We start from the raw sequence: 15,451 nt of genomic DNA, 5'->3' as shown, positions 1-15,451 counted from the left end.
GACCTGCCCCACCGACCGTGGGACCGAAAACCCGGAAGCGGTTAGCCGCCGACACCCACCTGATGCCTCGGCATCGGCCGACCCGGCATCCGACACCACCGGTACCCGAGAACCCGCCGTTCTAGCGGCTAGAGGAGCAGTTTGAAGCCGACATGGGAGGAGGAAAAGCCGAGACGCTCATAGAAGCGGTGGGCGTCGAGTCGGGAGGCGTCGGAGGTGAGTTGCACCAGCCGGCATCCGCGCCCGCGACCGTACTCGACAGCCCAGGTCAGCATCTCACTGCCCAGGCCGTTGCCGCGTAGGGCCGCACTCACCCGAACCGCCTCGATCTGCAATCGAGTCGCGCCGGACCGGGCGAGCCCCGGCAGCACTGTGAGCTGTTGGGTGGCCACCACCTGCCCGGCGGGATCATCGACGACAATCAGCAGCTGGTCGGTCGCTTCGTCGATCGCCTCGAAAGCAGCCAGGTAGGGCGCGAGATCCTCCACCGCGGTGGATTCCTCACTGGATCGCAGCTGGTCATCGGCGAGCAGGCCGACAATCGCGGCCACGTCCTCCGCGAGCGCCCGCCGCAGGGTGAATGGCCCGCCGGGTAGGTCTAAAACAGCCTCAGTCATCCATCCAGCATGCCAGTGCGGGCATGCCAGCGCCCAGGTGCACGGGCACAATGGACGAATGCACATCAAGGACGTCACCCACGCCGATCTCGAGGCCGTGACCACGCTCTGGGAGGACGCTGGCCTCACCCGCCCATGGAATCCCCCTGCCACCGACCTCCGTCGCGCGTTGGACGGAAAGACATCGACAGTGCTCGGCGCATTCCTCGGCGGTCGGCTGGTCGGCACGGTGATGGTCGGCCACGACGGCCACCGCGGCTGGGTCTACTACCTCGCCGTAGCCCTGGCCGAGCGCGGCACGGGCCTCGGCCGCCGGCTGATGCAGGCAGCCGAAGCTTGGCTCGTGGAACGCGGCGCCGTCAAGCTGCAGCTGATGGTGCGAGAGACCAACACCGCCGCCAACGGCTTTTACGACCGGCTCGGCTTTGCGGATGCCGACGTGCGCGTCCTCGCGAAACGGCTCGACTGAGTCCCGCGAATCGCGGCGGAGCCGATCGGCGGCGCTGGCCGAAGCCGTTCCCGGCAGTCTCGGTGCTTGGTTTTCCACCGGGAGCGTGATTCGCTAAGGTCATGTCGAATCAGGGGAACCTACCCGACGAGCCCGAGGTCCCGGATACTCCGGCCGGCTCGGATGCCGACGCGCCCGTCGGCGCAGCCGGCCTTCCGATGTTCCCTCTCGGGTCGGTGCTCTTCCCCTACATGCCGTTGCAGCTGAGGGTGTTCGAGGAGCGCTACCTCATGATGCTTGCGAGCATCCTTGAGTCGGAACCCGCTGAGTTCGGTGTTGTGCTCATCGAACGCGGTCAGGAAGTGGGCGGTGGCGAGCACCCCTTCAGCACGGGCACCGTCGCGCAGGTACTCGAGTTGGTGGCGCCGGAGGGGTTCGTCGGCCTCGTCGCGCAGGGCGACCGGCGCATCGAGGTCGTGGAGTGGCGGCAGGACACCCCATACCCGCAGGCCGTGGTACGGGAGCTGCCCGCCCTGGTCTGGGACGATGCGCTCATTCCGCTGCGGGTGCTCGCCGAGCAGACCGTGCGCCGCACCCTGTCCCTGGCCAGCGAGTTCACCGATGACGCCTGGTCGGCCAGTGTGGCCCTGTCGGAGGACCCCGTCGAGGCCGCCTGGCAGCTGGCCGGCATCGCCCCGGTGGGTCCGCTCGACCAGGTCGCGATGTTGCGGTCGACCACCATGGCCGGCCTGCTGCGGTCGATCTTCGACCACACCGAAGCGGCCGCCGACGCGTTCCGGGTGCCTGGTCCGGGCGAATTGCGTGTGGACGACTTGAACACGGACGACTTGAACACGGACGACCTGAACACGGACGACCTGAACCCCGACGACCCGGACCCGGACGACCCGGGCGTATGAGGCTCGGGAACGACCGCGGCCGGCTCGTCTTCAGTGACGCTACTCGTTGGTGAGGCTCTCCACCAGCGAGCGGCGCGCCGCCCCACCGGCCGGCACGACCGTGGCGACCGATCCGGCCACGAGCGCGCCGAGCAGCACCATCGCCAGCTGGGTCCAGGGCAGGTGCACGGACAACTCGAGCTTCTGGGCCTGCAGCGACACCGCCGACAGGCCGGCCCAGGCGTACAGCACCCCCAGCCCGGTTCCGCACGCGGCGGCCACGACCGTGATCAGCGTCGCCTCGATACCGAGGGTGGTTCGAAGTTGCGAGCGGGTCAGGCCGAGCGCGCGCAGCAACGCGGACTCGCGCCGCCGCTCGTACACCGACAACGCCATCGTGTTGGCCACCCCCACGCAGGCGATGACCACCGCCATCGTGAGCAGGGCGAGCACGATGAGCAGCATCACATCGAGGATCTGCTCGTAGTAGGTGCGCTCAGGCGCGCCACCGCCCACGGTGAACGTCTCGCTCACGGAGAGGATGTCTGTGCTCAGCTGCTGCACCTGGCTGCTGGTGATCTCGTCGCCCAACCGCAGCTGCACCTGACCGATGACCGGCGCCGCCACCAGGCTGAGCAGGTCGTTCTTGGTCAGGCTCGCCTGCTTGCGCACAGTGGTTGCCTCGAGCGCCACCGTCAGTTCGGCGCTGCCGGCGTCTCCGGTCACCGTCACACTGTCGCCGGTCTGCAGAGCTCCTGCGTCGGCGGGATTGAGCAGCAGCGCTCCGGGCTCCGGCACGACAACTGCCGAGCGTGCCACGTTCCGCGCCTGCGCCGAGTCGATTCCTCGAGCCGTGAGTAGCCTGGGTACTTCGGCGGCCGAAGTGAGCGTGACCCGGGCCGAAGTCACCGATGTCGCGTCCTCAACTCCGGGCATCGCCTTGATGCCGTCGATCTGCTCCGCCGTCATCCCCGCCGGGTCCACCGACTGCACGGTGAGGTCCACCGGGCGTTTCTCATCGATCTTGTCGCCGATCGAGGTACGCACCGACGTGACACCCACCACCATCATCGTCACCAGGGTCACCCCGACCAGCAGGGCCGCAGCCGTCGACGCCGTGCGCGCCGGGTTGCGGGTGGCGTTGAGGGCGGCAAGCCGGGCCGGCACCGAGGTCCAGCCGATCGTCGAACCGACCAGTCGCACGATCCACGGGATGAACAGGGCCGAGGCCAGCAGGATTCCCAGAAAACTCACCACCCCCGACACGACCGCCAGGGTCAGGCCGGATCGGGTCGCCCCGACGAACAGTCCGGCTCCACCAACCGCGACGACGGCCAGGGCGATGACCGCACCGACGAGGCCCTGGCGCACGCTGGCCGGGGCCGCGATGGCACGCAGGGCGGCGACCGGGCGCACCCGGGTGGCCCGGTGCGCCGGTGATAGCGCAGACCCAAGGGTGAGCAGGACTCCGATTCCGAACCCGGCCGCCAGCAGGACAGGGTCGATCACGAGTCGGCCGAGGTGCAAACCGGATGCGCCGTCACGGCTGAGATCCGCCAATGCGCCCGCCCCGGCCACGCCGATTCCCACACCGAGCGCGGACGCCGACAGGCCAAGCAGCAGCGCCTCGCCCAGGATCAGTCGACGCACCTGGCCGGCACCAGCGCCGACGCAGCGCAGCAGGGCCAGTTCCCTGGTGCGCTGGCTGACCAGAACTTGGAAGGTGTTCGCGATCACGATGGCCGCCACGAACAGGGCAATGGCGGCGAAGGCCAACAGGATACTCGTGAGCACAGTAGCGCTGCCGGAGAGCTGGGCGGTCTGCTGGTCGACGGCCTCGGCCCTGGTCTGCACCACGATGCCCGATTCTCCGGCCACGGCCGCGGAGACCGACGCCGCGGCAGCATCCGCACCCGCATCGCCGCCGGCGACGAGGATTGACGTCGACAGGCTGAACAGGTCCGGGTCGGTGAGAGCTTCGGCCTGCATCAGGAGGGTGGGACCGCCGGATCCCACACCGGCGGCCTGCTGCGCGGTGATGCCCACGACAGTCACGGCGGTGGGGCTGACACCGGAACCGACGGCGGCGACGGTCACGGTGTCGCCCTCGGTCACCCCCACCGATACGGCAGTCGCCTGGTCGAGGGTGGCCTCGGTAGTCGCCTGGGGCCAGCGGCCCGAGCTGAGCGTCTGCCAGCGCACCGACTCGTCGAGCAGCGCGCTGATCTGCCCCACGCTGCGGGTCTCGCCGAACCTGAGGTCCACATAGGCCAGCCGTTCAACGTCGGCGCCGGCCACCCCGGGGGCAGCCTGCACCGCCGGAAGCAGGGTGAGCAGCACATCGGTGGAGGTGCGCGGATCGGAGCTGGCCATATCGACCACCGTCTGAGTAACAAGGACGTCGGCCTTGGCCATGCTCGCCGCTAGGGAGTCCTCGGTCGTGCGTGTGAACGTGGCCGAGAGGGTGAGCGTCGCCACGACGAATCCCACCGAGAGCGCCACGGCCAGGCCTGTCGCCAGCAGCCGGGCCAGTGTCGCGCGCAGGCCCGAGAAGAGGACCCTGATCACGGGGTCAACCGGCCGGCCGACTGCAGCGAGACGCCATGCAGGGCAGAGAGCACGGCGTCCACCGTGGGATCGTGCAGCTCGCCCGCGAGTCGCCCGTCGCCGAGCAGCACGACGCGGTCGGAGGACGCGGCCGCGACAGTGTCGTGGGTGACCATGATCACGGTTTGGCCCCACTGGGTGACGCTCGTGCGCAGCAGAGCGAGTACCTCGGCGCCGGCCACCGAGTCGAGATTGCCGGTGGGCTCGTCGGCGAAGATCACGGCCGGTCGGCTCAGCAGCGCCCGCGCGACCGCCACCCGCTGTTGCTGCCCGCCGGAGAGCTCGTGCGGGCGATGCTTCAGCCGGCCGGTTAGGCCGAGGGTCTGCACGACCTCGTCGAACCAGGCCTTGTCCACCCTGCGCCGTGCCAGCCCCAGCGGAAGAACAATGTTCTGCCTGGCGGTGAGGGTGGGCACGAGGTTGTAGGCCTGAAAGACGAATCCGATCTTGTCGCGGCGGAGCCTGGTAAGCCCGCGGTCACGCAATCCGGTGATCGGGGTGCCGTCGATCCAGACCGTGCCACTGCTGGCGGTGTCGAGTCCGGCCAGGCAATGCATCAGGGTGGACTTGCCCGACCCCGACGGACCCATCACGGCCGCGAACTGGCCGCGGGGGAAATCCACGGAGATATCGTCGAGGGCGGCGACGGCCGATTCTCCTCGACCATAGGTCTTACGTAGCGACCGGGCCGCAACCGCGTTGTCGCCCGTGCTGTGAGATCCGGTCATTGCTGTCCCCCGCGTGATAATGACACTCAGGGGAGTTCTTCCGTCAGGGTGCCCCCACTGGCACTGCCCCTGTTTGGGTTACAACACTACGCCCGTCGGCGGCTGCGGTTTACCGCCGTTGAGCGGCGGAGCTTTCCGGGCAGCATGGGAGCATGCCGTCTCGAACATCCTCCTCGTCCTCACCGTCCGTCGGCGTGCCGGTCCCCCGTCACGACCACTTCTCTAATGGGTCGGCGAGGGCCAGCGGTTTTGAACTCGACGGCAAACTCCACGGGCACTGGAAGTGGTTCCGCATCGACGGTTCGCTTATGCGCTCCGGGGAATTCGACCTGGGTCATCAGGTGGGCATGTGGCGCACCTGGGACCGCACCAGACGGCTCGTGAAGGAGACCTCATTCGGCGCGGCGGACCCCGCCACCCGGTGATGACATGGCCGGAAACGGATTCGGCACCGGCACCGGCACTGGCACTGGCACCGGCACCGGCACCGCATTCGACGCCGACGTCCTGATCGTGGGTGCCGGGCCCACTGGGCTCGCCCGCGAGCTGCACTCGCACGGCGTCGCCGCGATGATCGTCGACAGAGCGAAGGATGCCGTGCACGAGTCCCTCGCGTTGGCCATCCAGGCGCGCACTCTCGAGGTCCTCGCCCGCAACGGTCTCGCGGACGACCTCGTGGCCGCCGGCGACCCGTCCGGGACACTGCTCCTGCATGGGCGCGGCCGACGCCGACGCGGCAACGCTCGGCTACGTAGCGCTGCACTGAGTAGCGCTGCACTGAGTAGCGCTGCGCTGACCGATTCACCTACCCACGCTGCAGCCGTTCACACTGCACCCGTCCACGCCGTGCCCCTGTTCGACGAGGCACTTGGTGACACGCGCTTCCCGTTCCTGTTCCTGTTTCCCCTCGGTTCGCCGGCCGCCTGGCGGCTGCTCGTGATGCTGCCGCCGGGCAGCCGCACCGGCGCCGTCACGCTGGAGCTCGCGCAGGCCGCGGTCACCCGGTACACCCGGTACACCCGGTACACCCGGTACACCCGGTACACCCGGTACACCCGGTACACCCGCGACAACATCGTGGTGCACCACCTGCACCACCCGGTCTGGCTCACCGAATTCACCATCAGCAGCCGGCTCGCCGACAGCGTCGCGCGAGGCCGGGTGTTCCTGGCCGGCGATGCGGCCCACATCCACAGCCCGGCCGGCGCCCAGGGGATGAACACCGGCATCCAGGATGCCGTGAACCTCGGCGGGAAACTCGCCCTGGTCTGCCGCGGCGCCGCCGACCCGGCGCTGCTCAGAAGTTACGAGCTCGAACGGCTGCCGGTTGCGCGCTCGGTGCTGGCCACCACCGACCGTGCCTTCACGGTGGCGACCAGCCAGCACCCAGCACTGCGGGGCATGCGGGCCGGCGCGGCCGTTGGGCTGGTCGCCCTGCTGCTGCGCAGCCGTGCGGCGCGAGTAACACCGACCCAAGTACCACCGACGGACCGAGCGCCGCGCCTCGGCCGGGGGCCGCAGCCGGGAGCGAGATTCCCCCAACCCGGGATGGGGTGACACCGGTCTCCCCGTCAGCGCCGCAGCCACCGGCCCTGGCGCGGCACCGGGCCCGCCTGTGTTCAGGATGCTGCTCTGCGGACCCTCCTCCGAGTGGCCGGACACCCGGATACGGGATTTCCAGGCACGGTGGGCGCACCTGCTCACCGTGGAATTGACCCCGTCCGCGCCGCGGTCCCGCTGGTCGGCCGCCCCACGCAACGCCGCCATCTCCCGCCGGCGGCCTGGCAGCGCCCAGTACCTGGTGCGCTGGGACGGATAACGTCGGCTAACTGGCCGCCGGCACCGACTTCGACGGCGTCACCGCCTACCTCGTGGCACTCGGCGCCCGTCCGCTCCCACCCCGACCTGGGGCCGGCTCGGCGGGGTCTGCGCCGCGCCCGATGAACCAGTAGTAGCCATCGGCGTCCCGTCGCACCAGGTCGCCCGTGAGGTACCAGCCACCGACGAAGCGTCGCCGGTACCTGGCGTCATCCCGCAGGTAGCCGCGGAACATCGACGGCCAGCCGGCACGAAAGGCGAGCTCGCCGAGGGCATCCGGTTCGGTGACGAGGATCACGTCTCCGGCGTCATCGAGCACGAACCTCCCGTCGGCGTCGGTGACCAGCACGGCGGCCTGCACCCCCGGCATCGGTCTGCCGAGCGCCCCGGGCCGAATCGGGCTGCCCGGGAAATTCGCGAGCATGATCCCGCCGGTCTCGGTCTGCCGCCAGGTGTCGTGCACCGGCCGCCCGAAGGTTTCCTGGGTCCAGGCCAGAACCTCGGCATCGTGCGGTTCACCGCCGCTGGCCACGTGGCGCAACGCCCGGAGGTCATGGGCCGCCGCCAGTGCGGGGCCGGCCGCCATGAGCATCCGCAGCACTGACGGCGTGGTGTACCACACCGTCACCCGCTGGTCGGCGAGCACGCTGTAGGTGCGCTCCGCGTCGGGCTCCCCCTCCACCATCAGCACGGTCGCGCCGTGGACCAACGGGGTGATCACGCCGTGCGAATTGCCGCTGACCCAGCCTGGGTCCGCGGTACTCCAGTAGACGTCATCCTGGTGCAGGTCGAGAGCGTAGAGCCCGGCGACATAGAGCGAGGCGACGGCCTCGTGCACGTGCACCACACCCTTGGCAGGACCTGTTGTGCCGCTGGTGAAATGCAGCATGGCCATGTCCTCGGACTGCATCGCGACGATGTCGCCGTACGGCGGGGCCTCGCGCATCAGCGCGACCAGATCAACGGTGCCGGGGTCCGGGTCCCCGTCGGCATCGATGAGGAGCACCTGCACCAGCTCGGGCAGTTCTGACCGCACCGGAGCGACAGTCTCCCGGTACAACGCGCGGGTGGTCACGAGCGCCCGTCCCGAGCCGAGCTTCAGCCGCTGGCGCCCCTGCTCGGGGTCGAAGCCGGAGAACATCGGGCAGAAGACGCTGCCGTTCTTGAGGGTCCCGAAGGCGGCCACGACGAGTTCGGGGATGCGACCACACAGCGAGAAAACCCTGTCGGCACGCTCGATGCCGAGCCGTTGCAGCACACTCGCGAAGCGTCCGGTCTGCTCGGCCAGCTCGGCGTAGCTGAACGCGTGAGCGGTGCCGTCTGTGCGCACGAACCGCAGCGCATCGTGTCCGGCGAGCGGTCCCGCCGCGTGGCGGTCCACGGTTTCGTGGGCGATGTTGACCCCCCGGCCGTCCGGCAGGCCTGACAGCGCCTGTCGCGCGTGATCCCAGCTGAACTCGGAATACACCTGCCGGTAGTCGACCAGATTGGGCTGCACCGCAAACGACGCGGAGGGTTGGTCGACCGGAGTCCGCGTCGGCGCGGGGCCTGAGGCGTTCGGTCCTGCCGTCATGACCCCTATAAAACTCCTCCTCGGCCACCCGGCATAGGGGCGGGGCAGTGTGGTCAGAGCACCGAGCGGTCAGAGGGCAGTGCGGTCAGAGCACAGTCCGGTCAAAGCACAGTGCGGTCAAAGCACAGTGCGGTCAAAGGAGCAGGGCGAGGACGAACTGCAGCACAACCAGGGCGAGCGTCGCTCCGGCCAGCACCAGTGCCGCCACGGTGAGGCCACGGCCTCTGGCTCCCGCAGGAATGACCTTGTGGGCCTGCAAGGTGTAGAAGAGGCCGATGGCGCCGACGACCAGAGCGGGAACCGGGTACACGACGGCGCCGACGAGCGCGAGCAGGGCCACCCAGAAGCCGGGCACTCGGCCGGGCGCCTTCGTCCAGTCCGCCTGTGGTGCACCCATGGCCACGAGGCGGTTGTCGTCCATCTTTGCTCGGGGATCGTTCACTCTGGAGCTCCTTCGAGGGCCCGTTGGACCGGTTCGGCCGCGACCACTCTTCGCTGCCATTCTCCTGCATCCGGCGGGCCGACGTGAGAACGATCAGGCGCGGCGCCGCCCGGCGGCCGCCTCCCGCTCCAGTGGGGTGACGGTCGCCAGTGGAATGTTAAGGAAGTTCACCAGGGGTGCCAGCGCCCTGAACCGTTCGACGACTGCCTCGACGAGGCCGTCCGTCAAGGCGGTATCTCCGGGCAGCTGAGCGAACAGTGCCCAGCTGCGCACGCGCAGCAGGTCGGCGGCCGGATGCTCGGCGGGAAACCCCTTGGGGCCGCGGATGAGCGGCCTGCCGGCCAACGGCTCCGCCAGCCGGACCAGCGACTCGTGGGCGAGCAGGGTGCGCATCTCGTCATGGTGGTCGAGCAGGTACTCGCGGATCGCGTGCAGTTGGGGCGACCCCGGCGAAAAGGCGCCGGCGGCCACCATCACGCCGTGCACCCCCACCTGCAGGAAGAATCCGGCGCCGCCGGCCTTTTCCAGGCCCTGCCGGGGCCAGTTCGCCGCCAGATGGGTCTTGTACGGGGTCTTGTCGTTCGAGAACCGCACATCGCGGTAGATCCGCAGCATCGCCTTCGGCGCCGGCCGCAGATGCTCGGGCGCGAACCCCGCCAGCTGCAGGTTGATCGCGTCGATCACCTCGAGCATCCTGGCCTTCAGCTCGGTCTCGTAGACACTCTTGTGTTCCTCGAACCACTCGCGGTTGTTGCGGTGTTCGAGCTCCTCGAGAAAGTCGAACGCCTGCTCGCTGAAATGGGGACCCACCTGCACGCTCCTTCGGTCACGTCCGTCCATTCTCTCGCGGCCTCATCCGAGGGTGTTTTGTGCCCACGCCGCCTTGAACGCCCCGGCACATCGGACTAGGTTCGCGTCATCCGCGCCATCTGACACCTCCGTCCCCGCTCACTCGGCATCGCGCACATCCGTCGTGCGGAGCTGGCCTGACGGCTACTTACCCGAGGACTTCTTGGCGGCGGCCTTCGCGGCCCGCTTGCTCTCGCGAACCCTGGCCAGTGACTCCGGGTCGACGATATCGGCCACCGAGCGCAACGAGCCGTCCTCGCCGTACGGGGCGGATGCTTCGCGCCAGCCCGCAGCGGTGACGCCGAGTCGTTTGCCGAGCAGCGCCAGGAAGATCTTGGCCTTCTGCTCGCCGAAGCCGGGCAGCTCTTTGAGGCGGCGCAGCACCTCGGCGGCGTCGGGGGCGGCGCCGTCCGCGTCAGGGGCGGTCCAGATGGCGGCCGCGTCGCCGTTCCAGTCCCGGGCGACGACCCCCGCGATGGTCTGCACCCGGGCGGCCATGGACCCTGGGAATCGGTGCACCGCCGGGGTCTGCTTGAAGATCGCGGCGAATTCATCCGGGTCGTACCCGGCGATCACCGCCGGTTCGAGGGTGCCGATCCGGTCCCGGATCTTCGCCGGCCCAGCGAAGGCGGTCTCCATGGCGATCTGCTGATCAAGCAGCATGCCAAGCAGGAGGGCGAACGGGTCCTCACTGAGGAGGGAGTCTGCGGCGGTATCGCCGGTGAGGTGCAGCGTCATCAGAGCATTCTCGCACCGCCCGCGCACATCCGCTCGGTGCCTGGCCGGTACACGGGTTGCCAGCGGCAGGCCACCCAGCCAGCAAGGCGATTGCCAGAACGATACCCGTCAGAGAGGTACCGTCATGTTCGACATCCCCGCGGGAAGCGTGATCTGCAGCTGGACCGGTTGGATCAGGCCGCCCGACCGCGCCTCCTACACGGCGTATCTGGAACGCCCCGGGCTCGCCGGCTGCAGGGCGACCCCGGGGAATCTCGGCGCCACGATGGTGTTCAGAGACTTGCCCGACGGCCGGTGCGCGGTGCGCACGATCTCGTTCTGGCGCACACACGCCGACATTGCCGCCTTCGCCGGCGAGGACATCGAACTGACGGCCTTCTACGTCCAAGACGACGCGTCCCTCATTGACCGCGAACTTAGGGTGGCCCACGTCGACGTGGCCTGACCCCGTTTTCTTCGCCAGGCGGGGTCCCGTTTCTGCCGGTTCGGGCCGATCATGGCTGCATGGATGCCGTCGATGCCCTTAGCGAGATCGCCTTCTGGCTGGAACGGGACCTCGCCCCGACCTTCAAGGTGCAGGCCTTCCGGAGGGCAGCGTCCCTCATCAGCGACCTCGACCCGGCCGAGCTCGCCGACCGGGTGCACGACGGCCGGCTACGGGCGATGAAGGGCATCGGCGGTCGCACGGCCGAGGTGATCGGGCAGTCGCTGTACGGCCTGCCCGACTACCTCGACAACCTGCGCCGGCGCGGTGCCGAGCCCCTCGCCCCCGGCGGCGGCGAGGTGCTTGCGCTGCTTCGCGGCGACCTGCACACGCACAGCGACTGGTCGGACGGCACCACGTCGATCAACCTCATGATCACCGCGGCGCGGCTGCTGGGCCGCGAGTACCTGACCCTGACCGACCATTCGCCGAGCCTCACGGTCGCGCACGGCCTGACCGCCGACCGGCTCGAAGAACAGCTCGACCTGGTCGCCTCGCTCAACGCCGGCGGGACCGCCGGCGGGACAGCGGGCGATACGGCGGGCGCGGGCTTCCGGCTGCTTAGCGGTATAGAGGTCGACATCCTCGAAAACGGCGAGCTCGACCAGGACCCTGCGCTAATGGACCGGCTCGATGTGGTCGTCGCCAGCGTGCACTCTAAACTGCGCGCCGACTCGCTGAGCATGACCCGCCGGATGCTCGCCGGCATCCGTGAAGCCCACACCAACGTGCTCGGGCACTGCACTGGCCGCCTGGTGACAGGGTCGCGCGGCACCCGGCCGCCGTCGAGCTTCGACGCCGCCCGGGTTTTCGCCGCGTGCGCCGAGAACGCCGTGGCGGTGGAAATCAACTCCCGACCGGAGCGCCAGGACCCACCGGACGATCTCATCGCGCTGGCACTGGCGGCCGGCTGCCTATTCAGCATCGACAGCGATGCGCATGCCCCCGGCCACCTGGATTTCCTGGCCTACGGAGCCGAACGCGCCGCAGCGAACGGGGTGCCCGCCGAGCGGATCGTCAACACCTGGCCGGTCGAGAAGCTGCTGGACTGGTCGCGAGCCAGCCGCTGACCGGCTCGCGGGCACCCGCCGGCCAGCACCCGGTCAGGATGCTTCGCTAGGTTGGATGCCTGCCACATCGGCTGCCCCGGCAACTCACGAGGAGCTCAATGCCCATCACCGTTCAAGGCGCGATCGCCCGCTCGAAGGGGGCTCCCGTTGAGCTCACCGACATCGTCATCCCCGATCCCGGACCGGGTGAGGTCGTCGTCGACATCGACACCTGCGGTGTCTGCCACACCGACTTCCATTACAAGGAGGGCGGCATCAATGACGACTTCCCCTTCCTGCTCGGCCACGAGGCCGCCGGCCGGGTGAGCATCATCGGCGACGGCGTCACCCACGTGGCCGTCGGCGACTTCGTCGTGCTCAACTGGCGCGCCGTCTGTGGCGACTGCCGGGCCTGCAAGCGCGCCGAACCCTGGTACTGCTTCAACACCTTCAACGCCGGCCAGAAGATGACCCTTGTCGACGGCACCGAGCTCAGCCCGGCGCTGGGTATCGGCGCGTTCGCCGAGAAGACCCTCGTGCACGAACGCCAGTGCACAAAGGTCAACCCGGATGCCGACCCGGCCGCGGTCGGGCTCCTCGGCTGCGGCATCATGGCCGGCATCGGCGCCGCCTTGAACACCGGCAACGTCAGCGCGGGCGACTCCGTGGCCGTGATCGGCTGCGGCGGCGTGGGTGACGCAGCGGTGGTCGGCGCAAAGCTGGCCGGCGCGAGCACCATCATCGCGATCGACCGCGACGCCAAGAAACTGGCCAAGGCCACCGAGTTCGGCGCCACGCACACCATCGACTCCGCCGGGCTCGACGAAGACGGCGTGGTCGCGGCCGTGCAGGCCCTCACCGGCGGCTTCGGCGCCGACGTCGTCATCGACGCCGTCGGTCGCCCTGAAACGTGGCGGCAGGCGTTCTACGCCCGTGACCTGGCCGGCACCGTGGTGCTGGTGGGAGTGCCGACCCCCGAGATGATGCTCGAGATCCCGCTTCTGGATGTGTTCGGCCGCGGCGGTTCGCTCAAGAGTTCCTGGTACGGCGACTGCCTGCCCGAACGGGACTTCCCGATGCTCACCGAGCTCTACCTGCAGGGCCGGCTGCCGCTGGCCGACTTCGTCAGCGAACGCATCCGCATCGACGAGATCGAGGCGGCCTTCGCCAAGATGGCGTCCGGCGACGTGCTGCGCTCGGTGGTGGTGCTCTGATGACCGCACGCATCGAACACCTCGTCACCGAGGGCACCTTCGACCTCGACGGCGGCAGCTGGGCGTTGGAGAACAACGTCTGGATCGTCGGCGACGACACCGAATGCATCGTCATCGACGCCGCCCACAACGCCGACGCGATCCTCGGGGCGGTCGGCGGACGCACGCTGCTCGGGATTCTGAGCACCCACGCGCACAATGACCACATCGGTGCCGCCGGCGCGGTGTCGGCCGCGACGGATGCGCCGCTCTACCTGCACCCGGACGACCGGATGCTCTGGGAGGTCGTGTACCCGGATGCCGCGCCGAACCGTGAGCTTACCGACGGCGACCGTATCGCCGTGGCCGGCATCGAGCTGGAGGTCATCCACGCGCCGGGTCACTCCCCCGGTTCGGTGTGCTTCTACGCGCCGGCGTTCGGCACCCTGTTCAGCGGGGACACGCTTTTCCTCGGCGGGCCCGGCGCCACCGGCCGCTCCTACAGCGACTTCCACACGATCATCGAGTCGATCACGACGAAACTGCTCACCCTGCCCGCCGAGACCGTGGTGAACACCGGCCACGGCGAGTCGACCACCATCGGCGCTGAGGCGCCCGACCTGCCCGACTGGCTCGCCCGCGGCCACTAGCAGCTCGCGAGTTACCGTATAGCAACTCGGCGAAGTGGCTACTCGGCGGAGACGCTACTCGGCCGCGGGATCGGCAGCGTGCGCCGCGGACTCCTTGGCCCGGCTCGCGAACACCCCCGCGGTGACGGCGAGGTACGACGACGTCACAATGTCTTCGAGCACGCGGAGGTCGACCTTGGTGAGGTCGGTGATGTACAGGCAGACCAGCCCGGTCTTGTGCGGGCCGAGCGTGGCCAGTGCCTCGGCGTGGGCGCCGACCCCGTCGGGCAGGTAGATCGTGCTCGACGTCTCGCGGGGCGAGAACCCGGCAGCGCCGGCGTCGCCCTCCCGCCCGCTGTCGTACCTGTAGTGGTAGCTGCCGAAGCCGATGATCGTCGAGTACCACATGCGTGCCGGCTCATGGGTGATGCGCCCGAACAGCTCGAGTAGCCTTTCCGCGTCGCGGCGTCGGGTGGCTCCTGGCACTGCGTCGACGAAGGCGCGCACCTCGGCGTCGGCGGCATCGTGGTCGGTGCGGTCAGCGGGGGTTCCTGTGGCCATGCCCCTACGGTAGCGCCAGCTGCCCGGCCCGACCAGCGCCTGCGCCGGGGCCTCTGGAGCGGCCCCGGCGAGCAGTGGAGCGCACGCCGATCAGGCGTGCTGCTCGGTCTTCGCCAGCTGCCGGGCGAGGTCGTCCGGCGACAGGTTGGCGTCGCGGAACGCATCCGTCAGCGGCAGCTGCAGGCGCAGGTCGGTGCCCAGGCAGAGCGCCGCGCTGCCGCTCCTCAGCTTGAAGTCGAGCACGTGGCCGCCGCCGGTGCGGTCGTCGGTGATGAAGTGGGTGTGGCAGCCGGGCACGCCGATGCCCTGCTCGTAGAGCGGCGTGCGGAAGCCGACGAGGGAGCCGGACACGTCGTGCAGCTCGACGATGGCGTCTTCGTCTGTCGCCTCCACCATCGGGCGGTACGGCTTCTGCTGCTTCACGACGGTGCGCATCCGGATCCACTCGAAGTCGCCGTCGATGCGCAACGCGTACATGTAGTTCTCGGATGCCGTCATGTGGTCGATGAACGCTGATGCCTCGGCGCGCACCACGTTGTCGGGCAGCTGGCTCTCGATGTGCGGCACGAAGTTCGTCACCACCGCGTACGGGGTATAAGCGCCCAGGTCGGCCTTGGTGACCCCTCCGTCGGCGCGCAGCTGGTAGCAACTGCCGTCGACGATGAGCATCTCGCCGTCGAGGCCGTTGAAGGTGCCGATGCCGAAGCTGCCGTGGCCGAGCAGATCGCGCACCGTCATCTCGCCCTCATAAACGCCGTCGAGCAGCGCGCTCATCAGGCTGGTCTGGAAGATCTCGTGCCTGGACACGGTGAAATT

The 15,451-nt window shown here is 69.2% G+C and carries 17 protein-coding genes; 8 read left to right on the top strand and 9 right to left on the bottom strand.

What is annotated here, in order from left to right:
* Positions 1–128: 128 nt before the first annotated feature.
* Positions 129–617: a GNAT family N-acetyltransferase gene (locus E3O42_RS16435; RefSeq protein ID WP_134455051.1), complete on the bottom strand. Its 489-nt coding sequence runs from the start codon at positions 615–617 to the stop codon at positions 129–131.
* A gap of 58 nt (positions 618–675) precedes the next feature.
* On the opposite strand from E3O42_RS16435, the gene E3O42_RS16430 reads away from it, so the two are divergent.
* Together E3O42_RS16430 and E3O42_RS16425 are read left to right on the top strand one after the other, a co-directional pair.
* On the top strand, positions 676–1,086 hold the full coding sequence (locus E3O42_RS16430; protein WP_134455049.1) for a GNAT family acetyltransferase: 411 nt from the start codon (positions 676–678) through the stop codon (positions 1,084–1,086).
* A gap of 101 nt (positions 1,087–1,187) precedes the next feature.
* Positions 1,188–1,985, top strand: coding sequence for an LON peptidase substrate-binding domain-containing protein (locus E3O42_RS16425; protein WP_241984887.1), 798 nt, complete (start codon positions 1,188–1,190; stop codon positions 1,983–1,985).
* Positions 1,986–2,024: 39 nt separating this feature from the next.
* On the opposite strand, the gene E3O42_RS16420 is transcribed toward E3O42_RS16425, so the two are convergent.
* Both E3O42_RS16420 and E3O42_RS16415 read right to left on the bottom strand, forming a co-directional pair.
* The gene (locus E3O42_RS16420) at positions 2,025–4,532 is read right to left on the bottom strand and encodes an FtsX-like permease family protein (protein ID WP_134455047.1); all 2,508 of its coding nucleotides are present in this window, start codon (positions 4,530–4,532) and stop codon (positions 2,025–2,027) included.
* Positions 4,529–5,299, bottom strand: coding sequence for an ABC transporter ATP-binding protein (locus E3O42_RS16415; RefSeq protein WP_134455046.1), 771 nt, complete (start codon positions 5,297–5,299; stop codon positions 4,529–4,531). The genes E3O42_RS16420 and E3O42_RS16415 overlap by 4 nt, the downstream gene beginning before the upstream one ends.
* Positions 5,300–5,451: 152 nt before the next feature.
* On the opposite strand from E3O42_RS16415, the gene E3O42_RS16410 reads away from it, so the two are divergent.
* Together E3O42_RS16410 and E3O42_RS18320 are read left to right on the top strand one after the other, a co-directional pair.
* Positions 5,452–5,724: a toxin-antitoxin system YwqK family antitoxin gene (locus E3O42_RS16410; RefSeq protein WP_134455044.1), complete on the top strand. Its 273-nt coding sequence runs from the start codon at positions 5,452–5,454 to the stop codon at positions 5,722–5,724.
* 4 nt (positions 5,725–5,728) lie between these two features.
* Entirely contained in the window at positions 5,729–6,856 is a 1,128-nt protein-coding gene (locus E3O42_RS18320; protein WP_198414167.1) for an FAD-dependent monooxygenase, read from the top strand.
* 307 nt (positions 6,857–7,163) lie between these two features.
* Here the strand turns inward: E3O42_RS18320 and E3O42_RS16395 are convergent, their stop codons facing one another.
* The 4 genes from E3O42_RS16395 to E3O42_RS16380 all read right to left on the bottom strand — a co-directional run bounded on the left by E3O42_RS16395 (position 7,164) and on the right by E3O42_RS16380 (position 10,719).
* Positions 7,164–8,690 (bottom strand): AMP-binding protein, encoded by a 1,527-nt coding sequence (locus E3O42_RS16395; RefSeq protein WP_134455042.1) that lies wholly within the window; start codon positions 8,688–8,690, stop codon positions 7,164–7,166.
* 133 nt (positions 8,691–8,823) lie between these two features.
* Positions 8,824–9,132 carry a hypothetical protein gene (locus E3O42_RS16390; RefSeq protein WP_134455040.1) on the bottom strand — a complete coding sequence of 103 codons (309 nt, stop codon included), beginning with the start codon at positions 9,130–9,132 and terminating at the stop codon, positions 8,824–8,826.
* 93 nt (positions 9,133–9,225) lie between these two features.
* Positions 9,226–9,942, bottom strand: coding sequence for a DUF2461 domain-containing protein (locus E3O42_RS16385; protein WP_198414166.1), 717 nt, complete (start codon positions 9,940–9,942; stop codon positions 9,226–9,228).
* A 183-nt stretch (positions 9,943–10,125) separates the two neighbouring features.
* Positions 10,126–10,719, bottom strand: coding sequence for an HhH-GPD-type base excision DNA repair protein (locus E3O42_RS16380; RefSeq protein ID WP_134455036.1), 594 nt, complete (start codon positions 10,717–10,719; stop codon positions 10,126–10,128).
* Between the two features lie 124 nt (positions 10,720–10,843).
* On the opposite strand from E3O42_RS16380, the gene E3O42_RS16375 reads away from it, so the two are divergent.
* The 4 genes from E3O42_RS16375 (at position 10,844) to E3O42_RS16360 (ending at position 14,095) form a co-directional block, all read left to right on the top strand.
* Positions 10,844–11,164, top strand: coding sequence for a hypothetical protein (locus E3O42_RS16375; protein WP_241984886.1), 321 nt, complete (start codon positions 10,844–10,846; stop codon positions 11,162–11,164).
* 59 nt (positions 11,165–11,223) lie between these two features.
* Positions 11,224–12,273 (top strand): PHP domain-containing protein, encoded by a 1,050-nt coding sequence (locus E3O42_RS16370; RefSeq protein WP_134455035.1) that lies wholly within the window; start codon positions 11,224–11,226, stop codon positions 12,271–12,273.
* A gap of 98 nt (positions 12,274–12,371) precedes the next feature.
* Entirely contained in the window at positions 12,372–13,466 is a 1,095-nt protein-coding gene (locus E3O42_RS16365) for an S-(hydroxymethyl)mycothiol dehydrogenase (protein ID WP_134455033.1), read from the top strand.
* Positions 13,466–14,095 carry an MBL fold metallo-hydrolase gene (locus E3O42_RS16360; RefSeq protein WP_134455031.1) on the top strand — a complete coding sequence of 210 codons (630 nt, stop codon included), beginning with the start codon at positions 13,466–13,468 and terminating at the stop codon, positions 14,093–14,095. The genes E3O42_RS16365 and E3O42_RS16360 overlap by 1 nt, the downstream gene beginning before the upstream one ends.
* A 54-nt stretch (positions 14,096–14,149) precedes the next feature.
* Here the strand turns inward: E3O42_RS16360 and E3O42_RS16355 are convergent, their stop codons facing one another.
* On the bottom strand, positions 14,150–14,635 hold the full coding sequence (locus E3O42_RS16355) for a DUF1801 domain-containing protein (RefSeq protein WP_134455029.1): 486 nt from the start codon (positions 14,633–14,635) through the stop codon (positions 14,150–14,152).
* A gap of 90 nt (positions 14,636–14,725) precedes the next feature.
* Positions 14,726–15,442, bottom strand: coding sequence for an acetolactate decarboxylase (gene budA / locus E3O42_RS16350; protein ID WP_241984885.1), 717 nt, complete (start codon positions 15,440–15,442; stop codon positions 14,726–14,728).
* Positions 15,443–15,451: the final 9 nt, after the last annotated feature.

It is taken from the genome of Cryobacterium adonitolivorans, assembly GCF_004402695.1.
Classification (GTDB): Bacteria; Actinomycetota; Actinomycetes; order Actinomycetales; family Microbacteriaceae; genus Cryobacterium; species Cryobacterium adonitolivorans.
Note: the sequence above shows the minus strand (reverse complement) of the source record. Positions and strands in the feature narration are given on the sequence as shown.

Coding starts and splice junctions, on each gene's coding strand:
- E3O42_RS18320 (WP_198414167.1), top strand. CDS start 5,729: ATGGCCGGAAACGGATTCGGCACCGGCACCGGCACTGGCACTGGCACC.
- E3O42_RS16415 (WP_134455046.1), bottom strand. CDS start 5,299: ATGACCGGATCTCACAGCACGGGCGACAACGCGGTTGCGGCCCGGTCG.
- E3O42_RS16435 (WP_134455051.1), bottom strand. CDS start 617: ATGACTGAGGCTGTTTTAGACCTACCCGGCGGGCCATTCACCCTGCGG.
- E3O42_RS16425 (WP_241984887.1), top strand. CDS start 1,188: ATGTCGAATCAGGGGAACCTACCCGACGAGCCCGAGGTCCCGGATACT.
- E3O42_RS16360 (WP_134455031.1), top strand. CDS start 13,466: ATGACCGCACGCATCGAACACCTCGTCACCGAGGGCACCTTCGACCTC.
- E3O42_RS16375 (WP_241984886.1), top strand. CDS start 10,844: ATGTTCGACATCCCCGCGGGAAGCGTGATCTGCAGCTGGACCGGTTGG.
- E3O42_RS16355 (WP_134455029.1), bottom strand. CDS start 14,635: ATGGCCACAGGAACCCCCGCTGACCGCACCGACCACGATGCCGCCGAC.
- E3O42_RS16395 (WP_134455042.1), bottom strand. CDS start 8,690: ATGACGGCAGGACCGAACGCCTCAGGCCCCGCGCCGACGCGGACTCCG.
- E3O42_RS16430 (WP_134455049.1), top strand. CDS start 676: ATGCACATCAAGGACGTCACCCACGCCGATCTCGAGGCCGTGACCACG.
- E3O42_RS16380 (WP_134455036.1), bottom strand. CDS start 10,719: ATGACGCTGCACCTCACCGGCGATACCGCCGCAGACTCCCTCCTCAGT.
- E3O42_RS16410 (WP_134455044.1), top strand. CDS start 5,452: ATGCCGTCTCGAACATCCTCCTCGTCCTCACCGTCCGTCGGCGTGCCG.
- E3O42_RS16370 (WP_134455035.1), top strand. CDS start 11,224: ATGGATGCCGTCGATGCCCTTAGCGAGATCGCCTTCTGGCTGGAACGG.
- E3O42_RS16365 (WP_134455033.1), top strand. CDS start 12,372: ATGCCCATCACCGTTCAAGGCGCGATCGCCCGCTCGAAGGGGGCTCCC.